Consider the following 16,827-nt stretch of genomic DNA (forward strand, 5'->3'; position numbering starts at 1 on the left):
AAATGTCCGGTTTCTCCAAAGTAAAAATGTCCGCTTTTAGAATATGCACTTCTGCAATTTCCTTAGCGGACGGTTTGATATGTTGGTGTCTATGTCGGATAAAGAACTTAAACGATTGTCGGTCTTGCAGGAAATCTGCGATCAACGCATAACTCAATCCCAGGCTGCTCAGCTACTTCATATTTCAGAACGTCAGATCAGACGCTTACTGCAGAAATACAAAGCTCAAGGTCCATCTGCATTAGCCCATGCCGGTCGTGGCCAAATCAGCAATTCTAAACTTCCTGAAGAACTCAGACTCAAGTGCCTCAATATTGTTTCTGACCAACTGCATGGTTTCGGACCCACTTTAGCGCATGAAAAGCTTACCACCGTACATGGATTCGATCTTTCAGTAGAAACCCTGCGTTCTTGGATGATTGCAGCTGACTTATGGATGCCTAGATCCAAGCGCCTGAAACGACCGTATCAGCCTCGTTACAACCGGGATTGCTTTGGTGAACTGATCCAAATTGATGGCTCACACCATGACTGGTTTGAAGGACGCGCTGCTAAATGCTGTCTGCTGGTGTTTATCGATGATGCTACAGGAAAATTGCAGCATTTACGCTTCTGTGAGTCAGAATCAACCTTTGACTATATGATTTCAACACGCTTATATGTCGAACAGCACGGTAAGCCTTTAGCGTTTTACAGCGACAAACATTCAGTCTTTAGAGTGAATCAAAGCAGCAAGAAAGACACCAAGATTACCCAGTTTGGACGTGTACTCAGCACCCTGAATATCGATATCATCTTCGCTAATTCACCGCAGGCCAAAGGCCGTGTGGAACGGGCCAACAGAACCCTTCAGGACCGTCTGATCAAGGAGATGCGCCTGAAAGGCATCTGTTCGATTGAGCAAGCTAATGTCTGGCTACCCTGCTTCATTGAGGAGTTCAATCAGAAGTTCGCCAAGATGGCTTTTAATCCTAAGAATCTACATCGGTCTATCACTGAAACAGCCGAAGAATTAGATGATATTTTTACTTGGCGTGACCCCCGCAGAGTCACGAATAGTCTGACGATTACTTATGATAAATGCGTATATCTCCTGGAAAACACCGAAGAAAATCAAAGGTTGATCGGTAAGTATCTTGAGTTCCTTGAATACCCGGATGGTACTGTAGCCATCATGCATAATAGCCGAAAGATCAATTACAGCCTCTTCGATAAATTAAGTCAGCTGAATCAGCGAGAGATTGTTGAGAATAAACGGTTGGGTGCTGTTCTGAATCATATCCAACAACAGCATGAAGAACTGGAACAGCAAAACAAACGTAATCGTTCTCAAAAGATGCCAAGCAGACGTGCACAGAAAACAGCAATTCAAGAACGAAATCTAAATCCTGTGCTTGACTTGGAAATGTCCATATAGGACATTTCTATTTGGTTATTAGGTAGGACATTTCTACTTAGGAATAACATCAGATGTTAGAAACAATTTAAAGTGTCTTGTCTGTATTCTCACCAATAAAAATGTCTAGTCTGTGATGAACATCAACAGCCTACTATGGTTTTACTACATTCAATTAAGTTTTTTGAAACTAAAATAGTTTCAAATAAGTTCTATATTAGTTGTTATTCCTCACTTAATTTCTTTAGTGCAAATCTAATAATTCCATTATGGGTTTGACCATATTTCTCTGCCAGTTCAGCTAATAACTTGTACTCATACTCATTCATCGGGATCGTATGCGTCTTAAATTTTCTAGAAGCTTTCGGGTCTAATTTTGGTGTGAGCTGTTCATTAGCACCATTAATGAATGCTTCCTCAGAAAAAGGTTTCGTAGTTTCTCTTTTCTTAATCATGCCAGAAGCTCCTCCATGAATGCCTCAAATTCTTCTATTGCTTTTGGATTATTGGATTCAACTACACCTTTCCCTTCAGCTGTGACATCACGATAAACCTTACGATCATGAATCACTGACGACAAGGCTGTGAACAACCGGAAGTCAGCTAAATAGTCATTTGCTTGTTGCACTTCAGACACTGATGGATTTGTAGGAGCCAATGTTAGTAATCCAAATGGCTTCAGTTCCTCATTAAAGGACTTCGCTTGGTCAATGACTTCTGATAGATGAGGTAAAGTATCCAAGTCGAATTGTGATGGTCTAAATGGCACTACCAGGTAATGAGCCGTTAACATTGCAGTTCTAAGCTCTTTGCTGTCATGCCCAGCAACATCGACAATTACATAGTCATAACGGCCATCTAGGTCTTTCAGTGTGTTCTTGATATCGCCATAGCGCTGAACGCAATGTACTTTCGGCAGATCTGTTCCATCCCGATCTTTTACCCAGTTAGCTGAGCTTTGTTGGGGATCTGCATCAACGAGTACGATGTCTTTGTTATGTTTTGCAAGATAAGCAGCAATATTGATAGCTATTGTAGATTTGCCACATCCGCCTTTCTGGCTTCCAATTAATACAATCATTTTAGGTATAATTTATAACTAATTTATACTTAATATAGTTTCATAGTGTAACTAAGTAAAGTGTTATTCCTTTAGTATTTATTCAATTCTCTATACAGATACCTTTTCCCACCAGGTTGATTATTGACCTATTTCTTTTTGGTTTCTATCACAATCAATTGATACGCGAAAAAATAAAGAAGCTCTAATTTTTCAACAATACCCTTTTTTATTTTTAATATTTTTATTTTTAATATTTTTAGACAGGCTGAAACCCTTTCTATATAAGACTTTCAGAGGGTATATAGATACCTTTCCCCTCCATTATAGATACCTTTCCCCTCCATTATAGATACCTTTCCCCTCCATTATAGATACCTTTCCCCTCCATTATAGATACCTTTCCCCTCCATTATAGATACCTTTCCCCTCCATTTACATACTTAAGTTGTTTGGGTATAGTTATTGGCAATAATAAATAGGAAAGTCATTGTGACAAAAGAGTTAGTTGTTAAAGACAATGCCTTAATCAATGCCAGCTATAACCTAGATACCACAGAGCAACGTCTGATTCTTTTAGCCATCGTACAAGCTAGAGAGATAAGCAAAGATGTTAATGCTAATAGCACCCTAGAAGTCCATGCACAGCACTATATGAAGCAATTCAATGTAGATAGGCATGCAGCCTATGAAGCTTTAAAGAATGCAGCTAATAGCCTGTTTGAGCGAAAGTTCAGCTACAAGGGGATTCATGAGGCTACCCAGAAGGAGAAGATCGTTAAATCTCGTTGGGTTTCAAGAATAGCCTATGTTGATTCTGCTGGTATTCTAGAATTGGTTTTTGCTCCCGATGTCATTCCATTGATCACTGAGTTAGAACAGTCTTTTACTTCGTATGAACTGAAGCAAATAAGTTCATTAACCAGCAAGTATGCAATCCGTCTGTATGAATTGCTGATCCAGTGGCGCAGTCTCGGTAAAACCCCGGTCTTCTTGGTTGATGACTTTCGCTTCAAGCTGGGATTGGGTAGTGACGAATACAAGATCATGAGCAACTTCAAGAAGAAGGTCTTGAATGCTGCTTTAACCCAAATCAACGAGAAGACGGATATTGTTGCGTCCTATGAGCAGCATAAGTCTGGCCGAAACATTACCGGGTTCTCTTTCTCTTTTCGTCCTAAGAAAACCAAAGATGATGAGAACGAATCTCCCAAGAAACTCAGTGATAAACAGATTAGATTATTCGCAAACAAACTTGCCCATTACGATCCATTCGCTAGCCAGAAAGCAGCTGTAGGTGAGAGCTATGAAGATCTTGAAAAAAGACTTCTTATTGAGCTGCAAGATGTTGAGAATGTCAGGAAGTATGTGGGTGTTCTTAAAGAAGTGGGTTTGGAAGTTTTAATATGAAACTAATTTAGTTAATAATTAAAATTAAATTAGTTGTAATTTAGTTGTATAAATATTCGCGCAACAATGGACTCAGGTTACACGCATACAGACTGAGCTTTTCCAGCTTTTATCATCGTAATCTACAATCTGCGTCATAAACTCGTAGAGGCGAGTAAAGCTATCCAATCCTTTTTAAAGATCTCCAGCTTGGTGTCTTTAAAGGCATTGTCGATCAGCACTACATCATTGGATTTCTTGCAGCGTTCCAGCATGTCGTGGGTCTTATTATAAGCTTCGATGGCTTGTCTATATTCAAGGAAATTTTGAAATGCTGAAGACATCAGAACAAAAAAATAAGGGATCCTAAATTCCCTTATTTTTCACCGCATGTGTTTAATTCACTATTCTAACACTCTGCTGCAAACCCTGCTGAATATCCTGCACAAAACCCTCTCTCTGATTGAATTTAGGCTTTGCATTAGTTTTCGGTTCAGTCTTGGGTTGCTCAGATTCATCTTCTGCATAAAACTCCTCCAGCACATCCATGCCCTCCTCACTGTTCACCTCAAATCTAGCATTCTCAAAGCCTTTTCTAGCAGTAAAATCCAGCGATTCCTGGTAAAACCCAGCGGCCTTACTCTGCTCATCCATCTGTCGAGCCGTGTTAATTGCTTGCTGCAAGTTCACCCCATCACGTAAGGTCAGATCCACGTAGTACACCGGCTGGCGATAGCTTTGTGTCGTGCTTTTCCCTCTTAAGGTCAGTTGTAAGGGTAAACATGATAGCAGCCCTCCTGATGCCGCATGGTAGTAAGCCAAACGTGCAGCCAGGGTACGGATACTGTTAAAACCTGTGGTTCTAAAGATGAAAGTCCCCAGTTCATCCGATTCATCCAGATTGACATGCAGCCGCCCATAGGGCTTGCAATGCCCGCCTTGTGCCAGTGAGCATAAATCTGGGGATGGACAGGGATGCTGTTCTACCCCTTGACTGGTCAATCGCTGGCAGGTCTGACCATTGCCGACACAAACCGGACGTCCAGTCTGACGGTCAAACAGGCTGTATTCTGCCCGCATGTTCAGATCAGGATCATTAAAGATCATCCGTACCGGAATGGATCTCAGTTTCCCATTCGGTAGGTTTGCACGCAGCTGCTCATCCAGTGGATGCCTGATCCAGCCTTCCTTGCTCTGGATCTGGCTGGTAATGGTGAACTGGTCATCTTTCTCTGGCAGGCGTTTGCCATTCTTTTCAATGACACGGCCAATGCTGATACGCCCCAATACGGGCGGTGTAATCGCTAACCCTTTAATCATCATGATTTTCCTAAATGTGATTTTTTACAGATGAGCCGTATAAATTGAAGCACCCGCTCCTCAACCTATCGACTCTCTTAATTCAATAAAAATAATGCTCACCCGAGGTCACAGGAGAACAGGTAGTGCATCGATCATCAGATCAGGCAAAGCTGTCCAAATGCCCTTTCTTCATCTGTGGAGAAAGGGCGAACCGGGCGGCTTTGCGCGTTTTTACAAATGGGCCTCTGCGGAAGGCAGGTCATGCATCCGTATAAATGTTGAAGCGACGACTGCCCTGCTTATGCAGCGGATACTGCTCAATCAGCTCAGGCTGCTGCTTTAACAGTGACTTGGCATCCAGACTCACTGAATCTTTACTCTTCCTCCATACCACCGAGCCACCGTTAAAGGTGGCTCGTTCAGCATCTTTCATCAGCATCTGAATTTCGTGCTTGATCTGATCGAAGCTTTGCTGCTGCTCTTCAATCTGCTGTCTGGCTTGAATCAGCTTTTCAAAAAGCAGATTGGCCGTCTCATCATGTGATAGGTCTTCGACGGTTAGAGGGACATGCTCCGGGTAAAGCTGCTGTAAAGCGCGTGCTGCCGATTCACTGGCATCTACTGCGGGAGGAATATCTTGCTCGACACATGCCCAGAAAGTACGTTCCGCATGGATGATCTGCTGGATCAGGGCATCATTTCGGCTGACCTTAAAAATCCGGGTTTCATGGCCGCAGAGCAAGACACAGACATGAGCCGCCTGCTTGCCTGTGACGGCCAGTTGATGCTGTACCTGACACAATACATACAGCGGCACACCATCCCGCCACAGCTTGCTGCCATATTCCCCTGCAGTTTTACATTCCAGGATCTGCACCTCATCGCTGCCAACCACGGCATAATCCAAGTTGGCCAGCATAAAGGCCTTGTCTGGATCAGGATGCTGTAATACGGCATTCACCCGTCTGACCTTGTTATTGGTATGCAGACTGTAGTATTCAGCGACCAGGGGTTCCAGTTGCTTGCCCCAGTACAAGGGAGCATGGCCGGAACTTTCATCTTCGATCTTTTGCTGGATACGTCCGGTCTTGATCATCCACAGTTCCAGCATCGACATGTAGGGATTAAGCCCACAGGCAGTCGCAGCATCACTGCTGCCAATGCCCTGCTTGCGGACTTCCAGCCATTGTTGCTGATCAAGCTGTTTGGTATTGGCCAGACGTTTGGCCGCAGTGGATCGTGAAGGTTTCACAGGTTGAGGTAATGGAATGTGTGAGGGAATGCCAGAGGGCTTCGGTAAATTGGGTAAAGGTGCAAATGTATTCATGGGGTTGTCCTATAGATAGCGGTCGTCTGTAAAAATTCAGCTGAGAAATTTTGGGCATAAAAAAAGCCACATCCGGGGAGATGTGGCCAAAGGGGCATGCTGAGGTTCATGTAGAATTTAATCTTCAATGCATCTTCAATGCCCGATTAGGTTGTGAGCCTTAAAGCAACATTAAGCATGATCAGGAAAAGGTCTTAGGCCACCAGTCTTAAAGCCTGTTCCAGCCCACGCTGTTTTAGTGCTGCCCCTGCACCAAACCAGGCAGAATCCAGCCGGTGATCGGTACTCATGGCCCGGCGTTCATGATCGGCAAATTCCGTGATCGAACACAGCAAGCCATAGGCGGTATCCTTGGCTGAGGAAAGTTCGGCACCCCGTCCCTGTCCATTGAACATCTGCATGACTTTACTCATGGCGCGTCCATTCGGTTCGGTTTTACTGCCTGGGGAGTGACTGGCCTGTGCAGCCACATTGCGGTAGAACTGGATGATGTTGTCCTCCTGATCGGCAATGCTTAGGCTAGTGTTGTTAAACACGGCATCGAAATAGGCAGCGGCTTCACCTTGGGTGACTTTGCGCTGGCTGAGCTGTTTCATTTCATACATGTGTTCATCCCAGGCACGCACGGAAATGCCGAGTTGCTGCTTGACCTTGTCCGCATCGAACCGGGTGCTGTGTGGAACCTTGACCACCCCGGCACTTGAGCTTTGCCCACGTAAAGCAATCGCCAGCGTGTTGTTGCATACCACCCGGATATTGGTAAATTGTGCAGTCGTTGCTAACGTTCCATCACAAGCGGTTGCTAGTAGGATATAGCCATTGCTGACATCCTTGCCTTTGAGTGCCGTGCTTTGTCCGGTACGTGCCAGTGCCCAGAACTTTTTTCCTCCCTTCAGTACGCCCGCGGTTTCCAGCTCAAAGCCGGATTGCTCGGTCAGATCCCGGTAGAATTCCAGAATCTCTTTGGGCTGCACTTCCTGGTAACGCTGGCTGACGACCGATAAAGGGGCATGGGTATCAGAACGGTACAAGACCCGCTGTTCTTCATAAGGCAGAATGATGCTCTGTCCCCGTTCATTCTGTGCCATATAGCTGACATTGCAGGATTCAATGCGCCAGTCCATGCCTGCCTGTTGTGCCCAGACTTCAATCGGCTGGTTCTGTGTCAGTTGATTACCCAGGCCATGCCAGGGGGTGTTACCGACATAAGCCATTTGTTCGAGTTGATGTGCCATATCACTTCTCCCTGAGCCGGTTAATCAAAATTGCGCTGGCAATGATGGCAATGGAAGTAGCGGATCGGTGCCGCTACGGGTCTGGATGGCTGGATGAAGCTGTCAATCAGTCCACCGACCACAGCCCCGGCAATCCCACCCATCCAGGGCGAGATCGGCAGCGGCAGGCTTTTGGAAATGCTGGCACCAATCCCGGCACCGGTCATTGAAGACATACTGCGGTTATTGGAGGACTGCTGGTCAATCACACGGCTGACGTTTTCAGAATGGCAATACGGGCATGTAATGTTCATAAGATATACCTCTAGAAATGAAAAAAGGCTTACCGTCTGATAAGCCTTTGAATGTAGGAATAAACATTCACTGTTCATGTAGATGATGTATATCTGAAATTATTTGCAATCTATGCCTTCACGCGACTCGGCGTCCCGATTACGCAATTGCCATTTGGCAAATTCCCTCATTCCAGAAAATCCCCCTCTGAAGTCCTATCATTCTTTCACAAGAACACAATTATTTAGTGAAACTGAATTGTATGTGTGCATCTAAGTAAATAGGTATTGACAATATTAAATTAAAACTAGTAGGATTAACTAATCCTACTAGTTTTTTATACCTACAACTCGCTATTATCCTACTAACTGTATGATTTTTAAACACAATGGAAAGTATTGATATATAGCATCTAAGGGTATGAAAAATAAATAATTATTTCTGTAGTTTATGTTATTAAGATTAATTATCATTTATATATTATCTTCAATATCATAGACATAATGATATTGGAGTTATACCTACATGGATACTTTAGAACCCAATACATATTTCCTAGACGATATGTATCCAATTATTACTGACAACAATAAGTTAACAATAGATGATATTAATTATCGTACTTACAACCAACTTCATGTAATAGAAGAATCACTGAAAGAACTAAAGAGTGAAAATGAGCAGCTGTTAGCAGATCCATCCGGATATAGATTTATCTTAAAAAAATACCAAAAGCTCGTATGGTACAGAACAGACCAATATATAAATGACCTGGAAGAAAACTTTCCTGATAGCAAGTTTTCACCTTACGTAAATCTCTATTTGAAAACAAAAACTGAATACAGAAAATTTGATGATATAGCTTTCCTAACTGCTCTAAAGAAAGGACTACGATCTGATGCTTTTAAAAAAGAAATTGAACAGCAGAGAAAATATGACAGTGAATATAAAAAGGAAGTACGAAAATATATCAACGGACTATTTGATTACCGTTCAAGGCTTTTAGTAATCCGAATAGACTTAAGCTACCGGAAGGGGCTTTTTAGAAAGATCACCACCAATATTTCAAATAAACCATTGTCAAAACAAGGACACAAACTTGAAGCTTTAAAGGCATGGTCGCTTGATGTTCAAGAACATAGAAGGGTGCTTCTTAAGTCTCTCAAGAAGCAATATTCAAAAGGCTTTATAGGCTATATGTGGAAATTGGAATATACCGAGATAAAATCTTTCCATTTCCACATGATGTTTTTCTTAGATGGCTCTGAGCATCGTGAAGACATCACAATAGCTCAAGATATAGGCGAGCTATGGAATAATGAGATTACCCAAGGAGATGGCTTATATTGGAATTGCAATGCCAATAAGGAAAAGTATAAAAATCTAGGCATAGGCATGATTAGCCATCATGAAGAGGATCTCAGGGATAACGTCATAGCAACTGCCATGTATCTAGTAAAGAAAGATTATCTCATTCGTTCAGTAATGTTTAATTCTAAAAATCGCGCTTTCAGTAAAGGGCAAATCCCACAAAAAAGTAAATCAGGGAGACCAAGAAAGGGAGCTTAGCCTCCCTTCATTGCCCTTTGTACTGTGCTTAGACTTACACCCAGCTCTTTTGCCACTTTCCTGTAACTAGCATCAGGCTTTACCATAGCTGCACGAATTGCAGCGTCATCAATAGTCTTCTTACGTCCCTGATACTTGTTTTCAGCTCTGGCAATTGCAATCCCTTCACGCTGACGCTCTCTGATCAACTCACGCTCAAACTGTGCAAAGCCTGACAGCATCGTGAACATTAGCTGGTGCATTGGATTATTGGTATCTGCCGAAAAGATCATGCCTTCTTTGTGAAAATGGACAGTCACGCCTTTAATCTTGAGTTGCTCCACCAATTGCAGCAGGTCTGCCGTATTACGCCCCAAACGATCCAGGCTGTGTACATGGACTACATCACCTTCTCTGACGTAATCGAGCATCGCCTGTAATTGAGGTCTGTTGGTATCCTTACCGCTTACCTTGTCTTCAAAAATTTTGTCAAAGGTCTTGCCCTCTAGCTGTCGTGCTGTATTTTGATCTGCCGTACTTACCCGTTTGTATGCTACTTCAGCCACTGTTGTACCCTTATTTGTATTCTTTTGCTTATTAGACTATAATAAATACACCAATTAAATACAATAAAAGAATACAAATATAGCCTAAATTAACTGTATCCGAATGGGTGTACTTAAAAAAACACGATAAGCTGTCTTGTGGAGTGATGTTTGAAAAACAGGTAAAAACATGCGAGAAGATAAAAAGCCCAATCGATGAGGATTAGGATTAGGATTTTCAACAACAATTAAGTAATTGATTTTAAATAAAAAATAAAATTATTTCGCATAACATGTATTATGTTAATTTTAGAAAATCTAATTAATAAACAAAATATTGCATAGGTCAAATTTAGCTGAAATTATTAATATCCATATATTTTCAAAGAAATAAAAAGGTAGAATATTCAATATTCTTAAATAATTACAAACTATGGGGACTATATGTCTAGTAATTTTCAAGAAGAGTTAAATATGGCATTTGACTCACTGAAGAAAAATATAGAAAAACCAAATATTCTTTTAGTTGGTGGTACTGGAGTCGGTAAAAGTTCTTTACTAAATTTATGCTTTGGTGAAGATATAGCAGCTACTGGAGTCGGTAAACCTATAACACAGCATATAAATAAATTTACGTCACCAAATATTCCAATTGTTCTCTTTGATAGTAAAGGGTATGAAATTGGTTCTGAGCAAGAATCACTTTTCCAAAAAGAAGTTATTGAACTTTGTAGTGAAACACAAAACTCAATTGAAGATAAGCCTCATTTAGTATGGTACTGCATACAAACAATAGGTTCTCGAATTACAGATTTTGATATTAATATCATTCGGAAAATAGAACTTTCAGATATACCTATTTCAATAGTTTTAACTAAAGCAGATTTAGTTAGTGACGATGATGCAAGCTTGTTAAAAACAGCAATTTTAAATGAGTTTCCAAAGATTCAAATCTTTGAAACAACAATTAAAGAAAATTTACATGGAATGGAATTGGAAAAACTTATTTCATGGAGTACTAGTCAATTACCAAATGCTTTAAAAACTGCTTTTGTTTCTGCTCAAAAAAATAGCCTTAAAGAAAAAAGAGAACATGCAAAAAATGCCATTATTCAGCATACAACATTAGCTTTTGCAACTGGATTTGCTCCAATACCAGCATCCAGTGCACCACTTTTATTAGCTAATCAATCAAAGTTATTGGCAAGAATACTATATATATATAATTTAGATCGCGCTGTTGATAGCGTATCAGCAATTATTCAAACAGCAATAGCTTCGTCTTTACCAATAGCTGGAAAATATTTGGTTAGTCAAATTCTAAAGTTTTTCCCAGGTGTCGGAACAGCTGTAGGTGGAACAATTAATGGTTCCGTAGCGGCATCTATTACTTCTGCTTTTGGCTTTGCAGTTTCAGAGGCATGTGCAAAATTAACCGAGTTAGGGTTAGATCATTTTGATGATAGCTCCTTCATGAAAAATTTTGATGATAATTTAATGAAAATTTTTATGGAGTATTTGAAACAAGCGAAGGGAAATAAAAATGACTAATACAAACTATAATATTGCAATTATTGGACAAACAGGTGTTGGTAAAAGTAGCTTAATCAATTACTTATTTGGTTCAGAAGTAGCAAAATCAGGAATTGGTCGACCAGTTACAACAAATGGTTTTCATGAAATTAATCATAAAATAAAAGATATGTCTGTAAAAATCTATGATTCTTGGGGACTAGAAGTTGGCAAAGAAGAACAGTGGCTGAAAGAGCTTAATACTGAGTTAAAAAAAAGAGGAATAGATAAACCTGCATCGGATTGGTTTCACTCTATTTTTTATTGTATTGCTGCTTCTGGAGGGCGTATACAGGATGCTGACTCTAAAATTGTAAAAAAACTTATAGATGAAAATTATAAAGTTAGTATCGTATTAACAAAAGCAGACTCTCTAACAGAAGAGGAAGAAGCTGAATTTATTCAAGTGATTGCTCATGAACTTGGAAATAACATTGCCATTATCCCTGTATGTAGTGAGCACAAAAAAACACGTGGTGGAGAGATAATTCCATTTGGTAAAGAAATAGTTGAAAAACAATCGTTGATTGATCTTGTAGATTCTCTAGTCTTACGTATCCCATTCTATTGTAAACAAGACATTTTTATCTTTTATATTCAATGGCTTATTTTCCTGCTAATTGGTAATACCATGAAAAATACCATGCTCAGAAAAGGCTTAACAATATTTTGAAAAATTGCCTACTGAGCGCTGCCGCACAGCTCCATAGGCCGCTTTCCTGGCTTTGCTTCCAGATGTATGCTCTTCTGCTCCTGCAGCTAATGGATCACCGCAAACAGGTTACTCGCCTGGGGATTCCCTTTCGACCCGAGCATCCGTATGAGACTCATGCTCGATTATTATTATTATAGAAGCCCCCATGAATAAATCGCTCATCATTTTCGGCATCGTCAACATAACCTCGGACAGTTTCTCCGATGGAGGCCGGTATCTGGCGCCAGACGCAGCCATTGCGCAGGCGCGTAAGCTGATGGCCGAGGGGGCAGATGTGATCGACCTCGGTCCGGCATCCAGCAATCCCGACGCCGCGCCTGTTTCGTCCGACACAGAAATCGCGCGTATCGCGCCGGTGCTGGACGCGCTCAAGGCAGATGGCATTCCCGTCTCGCTCGACAGTTATCAACCCGCGACGCAAGCCTATGCCTTGTCGCGTGGTGTGGCCTATCTCAATGATATTCGCGGTTTTCCAGACGCTGCGTTCTATCCGCAATTGGCGAAATCATCTGCCAAACTCGTCGTTATGCATTCGGTGCAAGACGGGCAGGCAGATCGGCGCGAGGCACCCGCTGGCGACATCATGGATCACATTGCGGCGTTCTTTGACGCGCGCATCGCGGCGCTGACGGGTGCCGGTATCAAACGCAACCGCCTTGTCCTTGATCCCGGCATGGGGTTTTTTCTGGGGGCTGCTCCCGAAACCTCGCTCTCGGTGCTGGCGCGGTTCGATGAATTGCGGCTGCGCTTCGATTTGCCGGTGCTTCTGTCTGTTTCGCGCAAATCCTTTCTGCGCGCGCTCACAGGCCGTGGTCCGGGGGATGTCGGGGCCGCGACACTCGCTGCAGAGCTTGCCGCCGCCGCAGGTGGAGCTGACTTCATCCGCACACACGAGCCGCGCCCCTTGCGCGACGGGCTGGCGGTATTGGCGGCGCTGAAAGAAACCGCAAGAATTCGTTAACTGCACATTCGGGATATTTCTCTATATTCGCGGTTCAGCAGGCATGTCCCCTTTGAGGGCGACCCGACGACAGGATAATCGACCTTATGGTGCGCAAATATTTCGGCACAGACGGTATTCGTGGCAAAGCCAACGAAGGCGCGATGACGGCGGAAACCGCCTTGCGCGTCGGCATGGCGGCTGGCCGTGTCTTTCGTCGCGGTGACCACCGCCATCGTGTCGTGATCGGCAAGGATACGCGCCTGTCGGGCTATATGCTTGAACCCGCGCTCACAGCCGGTTTCACCTCGATGGGCATGGACGTATTCCTTTTTGGCCCGCTGCCGACAACGTATAGGAAGAATAAACGCCCTTTTCACCCAAGTCCAACAGCTTTGGACCGCAGTTGACTCTTTCGACACCCCTGCGATGCAACCCAATCCGGCTGACGGGGAGCCAGCAACGCTGAAAATTTACCCTCCTCTTTCCCACTAGCGGCTCCTTTTCCGACAACCAGCACGGCGGATCCCTGCCGCGGCGCTGTGAACGCAGCATTTTGATTGGTATCGTTGGCCTTCAGGCTCGTCAGTCAAACAGACCCAGGAGCAGCTCAGCCGGTGGCGCCCGGCTTTCGGGTAACGCCCTGGTCCCGCTGGTTTCGGCTTTGTGCTTCAGGTGATCAAGGATCTGCTTGATCACTATAGGGTCTTCAATGCAGGCGATGACTTTCATGGCGCCGCCGCAGCCGCTGCAGGTCTCGATGTCGATATTGAAAACACGCTTGAGCCGTTGCGCCCATGTCATCGACGCTCGCCGTTGTGCTGGTGTTGCCGGTTCATCAGCCACCCTGACCTTGTTGCCCCTGCCCCGTTTTGCCGGCGTGACCAACGCCCGGTGCCGACTGTTGGGTGCGAACACCCCGTGGAAGCGGGTTAGGTTGACTCTGGGCTTCGGTACCAGGGCGGCCAGCCTTGCAATGAAATCCAATGGTTCGAAAATGACGTGCGTGGTGCCGTCCCGGTACGGCGTCTTGAGCTGGTAGCGCACGTTGCCGCCTCGTGTTAACGACAGCCGCTTCTCGGATACCGCCGGGCGGCTGATGTACCGGCACAGCCGTTCGAGCTTCTTGCGTTCATCGGCCCTGGCCGCCACGCCGGCGTGCAGGCTGGACCCGGCTACCTTGCCAATCCCGTCACCGAACGGATCACCACTGGTCGGCAGAGTTTGCAAAGTGAACACCTTTCGCCCCGCCTGTGAACCGACAGCGATACGGTAAGTGATCGAGTGCCCCAGCAGGGGTGTCATCGGGTCGTCATCCACCGCATCCGAGGCCAGATAGCTGTTTTCGACATCCCGTTCCAGCAGGCCTTGCCGTTCCAGATAGCGACCCACCCGGTGGGCGATGGTGTGCGTCAGCTGGGTGAGCTCTGGGCTGGTCGGCGCCTTGACCCAGCGGAAACGCGCTGAGCCGTGGGATTGCTCGACATACACACCGTCGAGAAACAGCATGTGGAAGTGAACATTCAGATTGAGCGCCGATCCAAAACGCTGGATCAGGGTGACCGCGCCCGTCTTGGCCACTTGGTGGGTATGGCCCGCTTTCTTGACCAGGTGCGTGGCAATGACGCGGTAAACGATGCCCAGCACCCACCCCATGATCTCGGGCCGGCTGGCAAACAGGAAACGCAGCTGAAACGGGAAGCTCAACACCCACTGACGCATGGGTTGTTCAGGCAGTACTTCATCAACCAGCAAGGCGGCACTTTCGGCCATCCGCCGCGCCCCACAGCTCGGGCAGAAACCGCGACGCTTACAGCTGAAAGCGACCAGGTGCTCGGCGTGGCAAGACTCGCAGCGAACCCGTAGAAAGCCATGCTCCAGCCGCCCGCATTGGAGAAATTCTTCAAATTCCCGTTGCACATAGCCCGGCAATTCCTTTCCCTGCTCTGCCATAAGCGCAGCGAATGCCGGGTAATACTCGTCAACGATCTGATAGAGAAGGGTTTGCTCGGGTCGGTGGCTCTGGTAACGACCAGTATCCCGATCCCGGCTGGCCGTCCTGGCCGCCACATGAGGCATGTTCCGCGTCCTTGCAATACTGTGTTTACATACAGTCTATCGCTTAGCGGAAAGTTCTTTTACCCTCAGCCGAAATGCCTGCCGTTGCTAGACATTGCCAGCCAGTGCCCGCAAGTCTTCGTGGGTGATCTCCACCAGCTTCTGATTGCTGAATTTCGGCTTCAGCTCACGCTCATAAACCGAGCGGCGCATATCGCGGGTGGAGTCGGCCATCTGGTAGCCACGCAGCCACTTCTCCGCCCAGGCACCGAACGTCTCTGCATCTTTCACCCGCGCCTTGTCTCGGGCTTTCTCCTTGGCCGGCGACTTGCCCGCCGCAACCATCTTCTTGGCGTCACCCAACAGCTCGCGGGCTTCGGCCAGGGTGATGCCACCGACACCATAACGCCCAAAGGTGATGGTCTCCTGCCGACCGTTGATTGAGTAGTTGTAACGGAACGAGATGGAGCCGGCTGGAGTCACTGCCACATAGAGACCTTCCCGGTCATTCACTTTGTAGAGTTTGTCCCTGGGCTTGAGATTGCGCAGCTTGGTATCGGTCAGCATGTACCTTGTCCTTCTTCGTCTCCGATACCATGCTGAAAAAATCTCGAATTTATCGTATTTTTTCTTACGAAACAGTAACTTATAGAATATTAATACCATGAACACACAAAAGAACGCAGCATGGTATCGGCATCAATCATGGCATCGCCAAACCATAATACCAGCTTTAATGCCATGCTCAAACGGTGCTTGGCGCTTCCTCCCGTTGCCAGATCGTGCCAAACACAAACAAAAAAAAGCCCGCAATTACGCGGGCTTAGCGGCATTTCATGCCATCAGGTGCCTGGCTGTGCCAGACGCGGAATCATTCCCACAACATTGTAAAGAAGTAATGTTAGAAAAACTGAGAACATGGCAAGCTAAACAGCATAAAAAAATTGATGATGATCTTGGTTTTTTTGGTTTTAGTTCATCTGAACTACAAAATGAATTATCATCCTCATCTGAAAAAATAATAAAAGAAATTAATGAGTTAGGTAATACTTCTGAAAAAAATGCATTACAACAATATAACTTTATTGCTGAACATATAGGAATGCAAATATCTACTGGATATGGAAGAAAAAAAGATCCTAAGATCGATGATCACAAGGAAACTGATTTTGACTGGAAAATGATCCCTTTTGTTCCTTTCATATTGGTTGCTCTTCCTTTTATAACACCATTTATACGGAAAGATGATGCTAAAAAAATGCACACAGCTGTCGATACCTTTGCTATGAATGTCAAAGATATGATTAATGAAAAAGTAACTAATCTAGAAATATCTTTAAAAACTGTAAAAGAAAAGATATCAAATGAAATTATTTAACATAATGGTGCTTATACGCAATACACTTGTATATTAATATAAATATCAAACACTTAATAAAACCATAAAAATGTAAAAATGCCCAAAAA

The 16,827-nt window shown here is 44.4% G+C and carries 16 protein-coding genes and 2 pseudogenes; 8 read left to right on the top strand and 10 right to left on the bottom strand.

Going from position 1 to position 16,827, the window contains the following annotated elements; translation table 11 throughout:
- The first annotated feature begins 91 nt into the window (after nt 1-91).
- Nucleotides 92-1,417 (top strand): ISNCY family transposase, encoded by a 1,326-nt coding sequence (locus F895_RS00775; protein ID WP_010590320.1) that lies wholly within the window; start codon nt 92-94, stop codon nt 1,415-1,417.
- A 203-nt stretch (nt 1,418-1,620) separates the two neighbouring features.
- Here F895_RS00775 and F895_RS00770 read toward each other — a convergent pair whose 3' ends face one another.
- Nucleotides 1,621-1,851, bottom strand: a complete 231-nt coding sequence (locus F895_RS00770; protein ID WP_004658732.1) for a ribbon-helix-helix domain-containing protein — start codon at nt 1,849-1,851, stop codon at nt 1,621-1,623.
- Complete coding sequence (locus F895_RS00765; protein WP_004889316.1) at nt 1,848-2,477, bottom strand: AAA family ATPase; 630 nt, start codon at nt 2,475-2,477, stop codon at nt 1,848-1,850. The genes F895_RS00770 and F895_RS00765 overlap by 4 nt, the downstream gene beginning before the upstream one ends.
- A gap of 471 nt (nt 2,478-2,948) precedes the next feature.
- Here F895_RS00765 and repM point away from each other — a divergent pair, with 471 nt between their 5' ends.
- Nucleotides 2,949-3,866 carry a replication initiation protein RepM gene (repM, locus tag F895_RS00760; RefSeq protein ID WP_004889343.1) on the top strand — a complete coding sequence of 306 codons (918 nt, stop codon included), beginning with the start codon at nt 2,949-2,951 and terminating at the stop codon, nt 3,864-3,866.
- Nucleotides 3,867-3,921: 55 nt separating this feature from the next.
- Here the strand turns inward: repM and F895_RS20370 are convergent.
- The 5 genes and pseudogenes from F895_RS20370 to F895_RS00740 all read right to left on the bottom strand — a co-directional run.
- A pseudogene (locus tag F895_RS20370) lies at nt 3,922-4,159 on the bottom strand (hypothetical protein); the annotation flags it as partial.
- Nucleotides 4,160-4,241: 82 nt separating this feature from the next.
- A complete protein-coding gene (locus F895_RS00755) occupies nt 4,242-5,165 on the bottom strand; it encodes a recombination directionality factor (protein ID WP_010590180.1) in 924 nt (307 codons plus the stop codon).
- 241 nt (nt 5,166-5,406) lie between these two features.
- Nucleotides 5,407-6,474, bottom strand: coding sequence for a YqaJ viral recombinase family nuclease (locus tag F895_RS00750; RefSeq protein ID WP_004889338.1), 1,068 nt, complete (start codon nt 6,472-6,474; stop codon nt 5,407-5,409).
- A gap of 194 nt (nt 6,475-6,668) precedes the next feature.
- Nucleotides 6,669-7,709 (bottom strand): DUF932 domain-containing protein, encoded by a 1,041-nt coding sequence (locus tag F895_RS00745; protein ID WP_004889337.1) that lies wholly within the window; start codon nt 7,707-7,709, stop codon nt 6,669-6,671.
- Between the two features lie 20 nt (nt 7,710-7,729).
- Complete coding sequence (locus F895_RS00740; protein WP_004889335.1) at nt 7,730-8,002, bottom strand: hypothetical protein; 273 nt, start codon at nt 8,000-8,002, stop codon at nt 7,730-7,732.
- 505 nt (nt 8,003-8,507) lie between these two features.
- Here F895_RS00740 and F895_RS00735 point away from each other — a divergent pair.
- Nucleotides 8,508-9,551 carry a YagK/YfjJ domain-containing protein gene (locus F895_RS00735; protein WP_004889331.1) on the top strand — a complete coding sequence of 348 codons (1,044 nt, stop codon included), beginning with the start codon at nt 8,508-8,510 and terminating at the stop codon, nt 9,549-9,551.
- Here F895_RS00735 and F895_RS00730 read toward each other — a convergent pair.
- Nucleotides 9,548-10,096 (bottom strand): recombinase family protein, encoded by a 549-nt coding sequence (locus F895_RS00730; RefSeq protein ID WP_004889330.1) that lies wholly within the window; start codon nt 10,094-10,096, stop codon nt 9,548-9,550. The two genes, F895_RS00735 and F895_RS00730, sit on opposite strands and share 4 nt — an antisense overlap.
- Before the next feature lie 423 nt (nt 10,097-10,519).
- Between F895_RS00730 and F895_RS00725 the strand changes: the two genes are divergently transcribed.
- The 4 genes from F895_RS00725 (at nt 10,520) to F895_RS00710 (ending at nt 13,712) form a co-directional block, all read left to right on the top strand.
- Complete coding sequence (locus tag F895_RS00725) at nt 10,520-11,626, top strand: YcjF family protein (RefSeq protein WP_004889328.1); 1,107 nt, start codon at nt 10,520-10,522, stop codon at nt 11,624-11,626.
- A complete protein-coding gene (locus F895_RS00720) occupies nt 11,619-12,320 on the top strand; it encodes a GTPase (protein WP_005105744.1) in 702 nt (233 codons plus the stop codon). The genes F895_RS00725 and F895_RS00720 overlap by 8 nt, the downstream gene beginning before the upstream one ends.
- A 187-nt stretch (nt 12,321-12,507) precedes the next feature.
- Nucleotides 12,508-13,323 (top strand): sulfonamide-resistant dihydropteroate synthase Sul2, encoded by an 816-nt coding sequence (sul2, locus tag F895_RS00715; RefSeq protein WP_001043260.1) that lies wholly within the window; start codon nt 12,508-12,510, stop codon nt 13,321-13,323.
- Nucleotides 13,324-13,409: 86 nt separating this feature from the next.
- Nucleotides 13,410-13,712 (top strand): phosphoglucosamine mutase, encoded by a 303-nt coding sequence (locus tag F895_RS00710; protein ID WP_000251875.1) that lies wholly within the window; start codon nt 13,410-13,412, stop codon nt 13,710-13,712.
- Nucleotides 13,713-13,887: 175 nt separating this feature from the next.
- On the opposite strand, the gene F895_RS00705 is transcribed toward F895_RS00710, so the two are convergent.
- Nucleotides 13,888-15,381, bottom strand: a complete 1,494-nt coding sequence (locus F895_RS00705) for an IS91-like element ISCR2 family transposase (RefSeq protein WP_001120888.1) — start codon at nt 15,379-15,381, stop codon at nt 13,888-13,890.
- Between the two features lie 102 nt (nt 15,382-15,483).
- A pseudogene (locus tag F895_RS0119155) lies at nt 15,484-15,927 on the bottom strand (tyrosine-type recombinase/integrase); the annotation flags it as partial.
- Between the two features lie 97 nt (nt 15,928-16,024).
- Between F895_RS0119155 and F895_RS19225 the strand changes: the two are divergent.
- Complete coding sequence (locus tag F895_RS19225; RefSeq protein WP_005244641.1) at nt 16,025-16,738, top strand: hypothetical protein; 714 nt, start codon at nt 16,025-16,027, stop codon at nt 16,736-16,738.
- The last annotated feature ends 89 nt before the right edge of the window (nt 16,739-16,827 follow it).

Origin of the sequence: Acinetobacter sp. CIP 64.2 (genome assembly GCF_000369645.1) — a bacterium.
In the GTDB taxonomy this organism is placed as follows: domain Bacteria; phylum Pseudomonadota; class Gammaproteobacteria; order Pseudomonadales; family Moraxellaceae; genus Acinetobacter.

Excerpts from the sequence above, each read along its gene's own strand:
- F895_RS00775 (WP_010590320.1), top strand. The coding sequence starts at position 92 with ATGTCGGATAAAGAACTTAAACGATTGTCGGTCTTGCAGGAAATCTGC.
- F895_RS00770 (WP_004658732.1), bottom strand. The coding sequence starts at position 1,851 with ATGATTAAGAAAAGAGAAACTACGAAACCTTTTTCTGAGGAAGCATTC.
- F895_RS00765 (WP_004889316.1), bottom strand. The coding sequence starts at position 2,477 with ATGATTGTATTAATTGGAAGCCAGAAAGGCGGATGTGGCAAATCTACA.
- F895_RS00755 (WP_010590180.1), bottom strand. The coding sequence starts at position 5,165 with ATGATTAAAGGGTTAGCGATTACACCGCCCGTATTGGGGCGTATCAGC.
- F895_RS00750 (WP_004889338.1), bottom strand. The coding sequence starts at position 6,474 with ATGAATACATTTGCACCTTTACCCAATTTACCGAAGCCCTCTGGCATT.
- F895_RS00745 (WP_004889337.1), bottom strand. The coding sequence starts at position 7,709 with ATGGCACATCAACTCGAACAAATGGCTTATGTCGGTAACACCCCCTGG.
- F895_RS00740 (WP_004889335.1), bottom strand. The coding sequence starts at position 8,002 with ATGAACATTACATGCCCGTATTGCCATTCTGAAAACGTCAGCCGTGTG.
- F895_RS00735 (WP_004889331.1), top strand. The coding sequence starts at position 8,508 with ATGGATACTTTAGAACCCAATACATATTTCCTAGACGATATGTATCCA.
- F895_RS00725 (WP_004889328.1), top strand. The coding sequence starts at position 10,520 with ATGTCTAGTAATTTTCAAGAAGAGTTAAATATGGCATTTGACTCACTG.
- F895_RS00720 (WP_005105744.1), top strand. The coding sequence starts at position 11,619 with ATGACTAATACAAACTATAATATTGCAATTATTGGACAAACAGGTGTT.
- sul2 (WP_001043260.1), top strand. The coding sequence starts at position 12,508 with ATGAATAAATCGCTCATCATTTTCGGCATCGTCAACATAACCTCGGAC.
- F895_RS00710 (WP_000251875.1), top strand. The coding sequence starts at position 13,410 with ATGGTGCGCAAATATTTCGGCACAGACGGTATTCGTGGCAAAGCCAAC.
- F895_RS00705 (WP_001120888.1), bottom strand. The coding sequence starts at position 15,381 with ATGCCTCATGTGGCGGCCAGGACGGCCAGCCGGGATCGGGATACTGGT.
- F895_RS19225 (WP_005244641.1), top strand. The coding sequence starts at position 16,025 with ATGAACACACAAAAGAACGCAGCATGGTATCGGCATCAATCATGGCAT.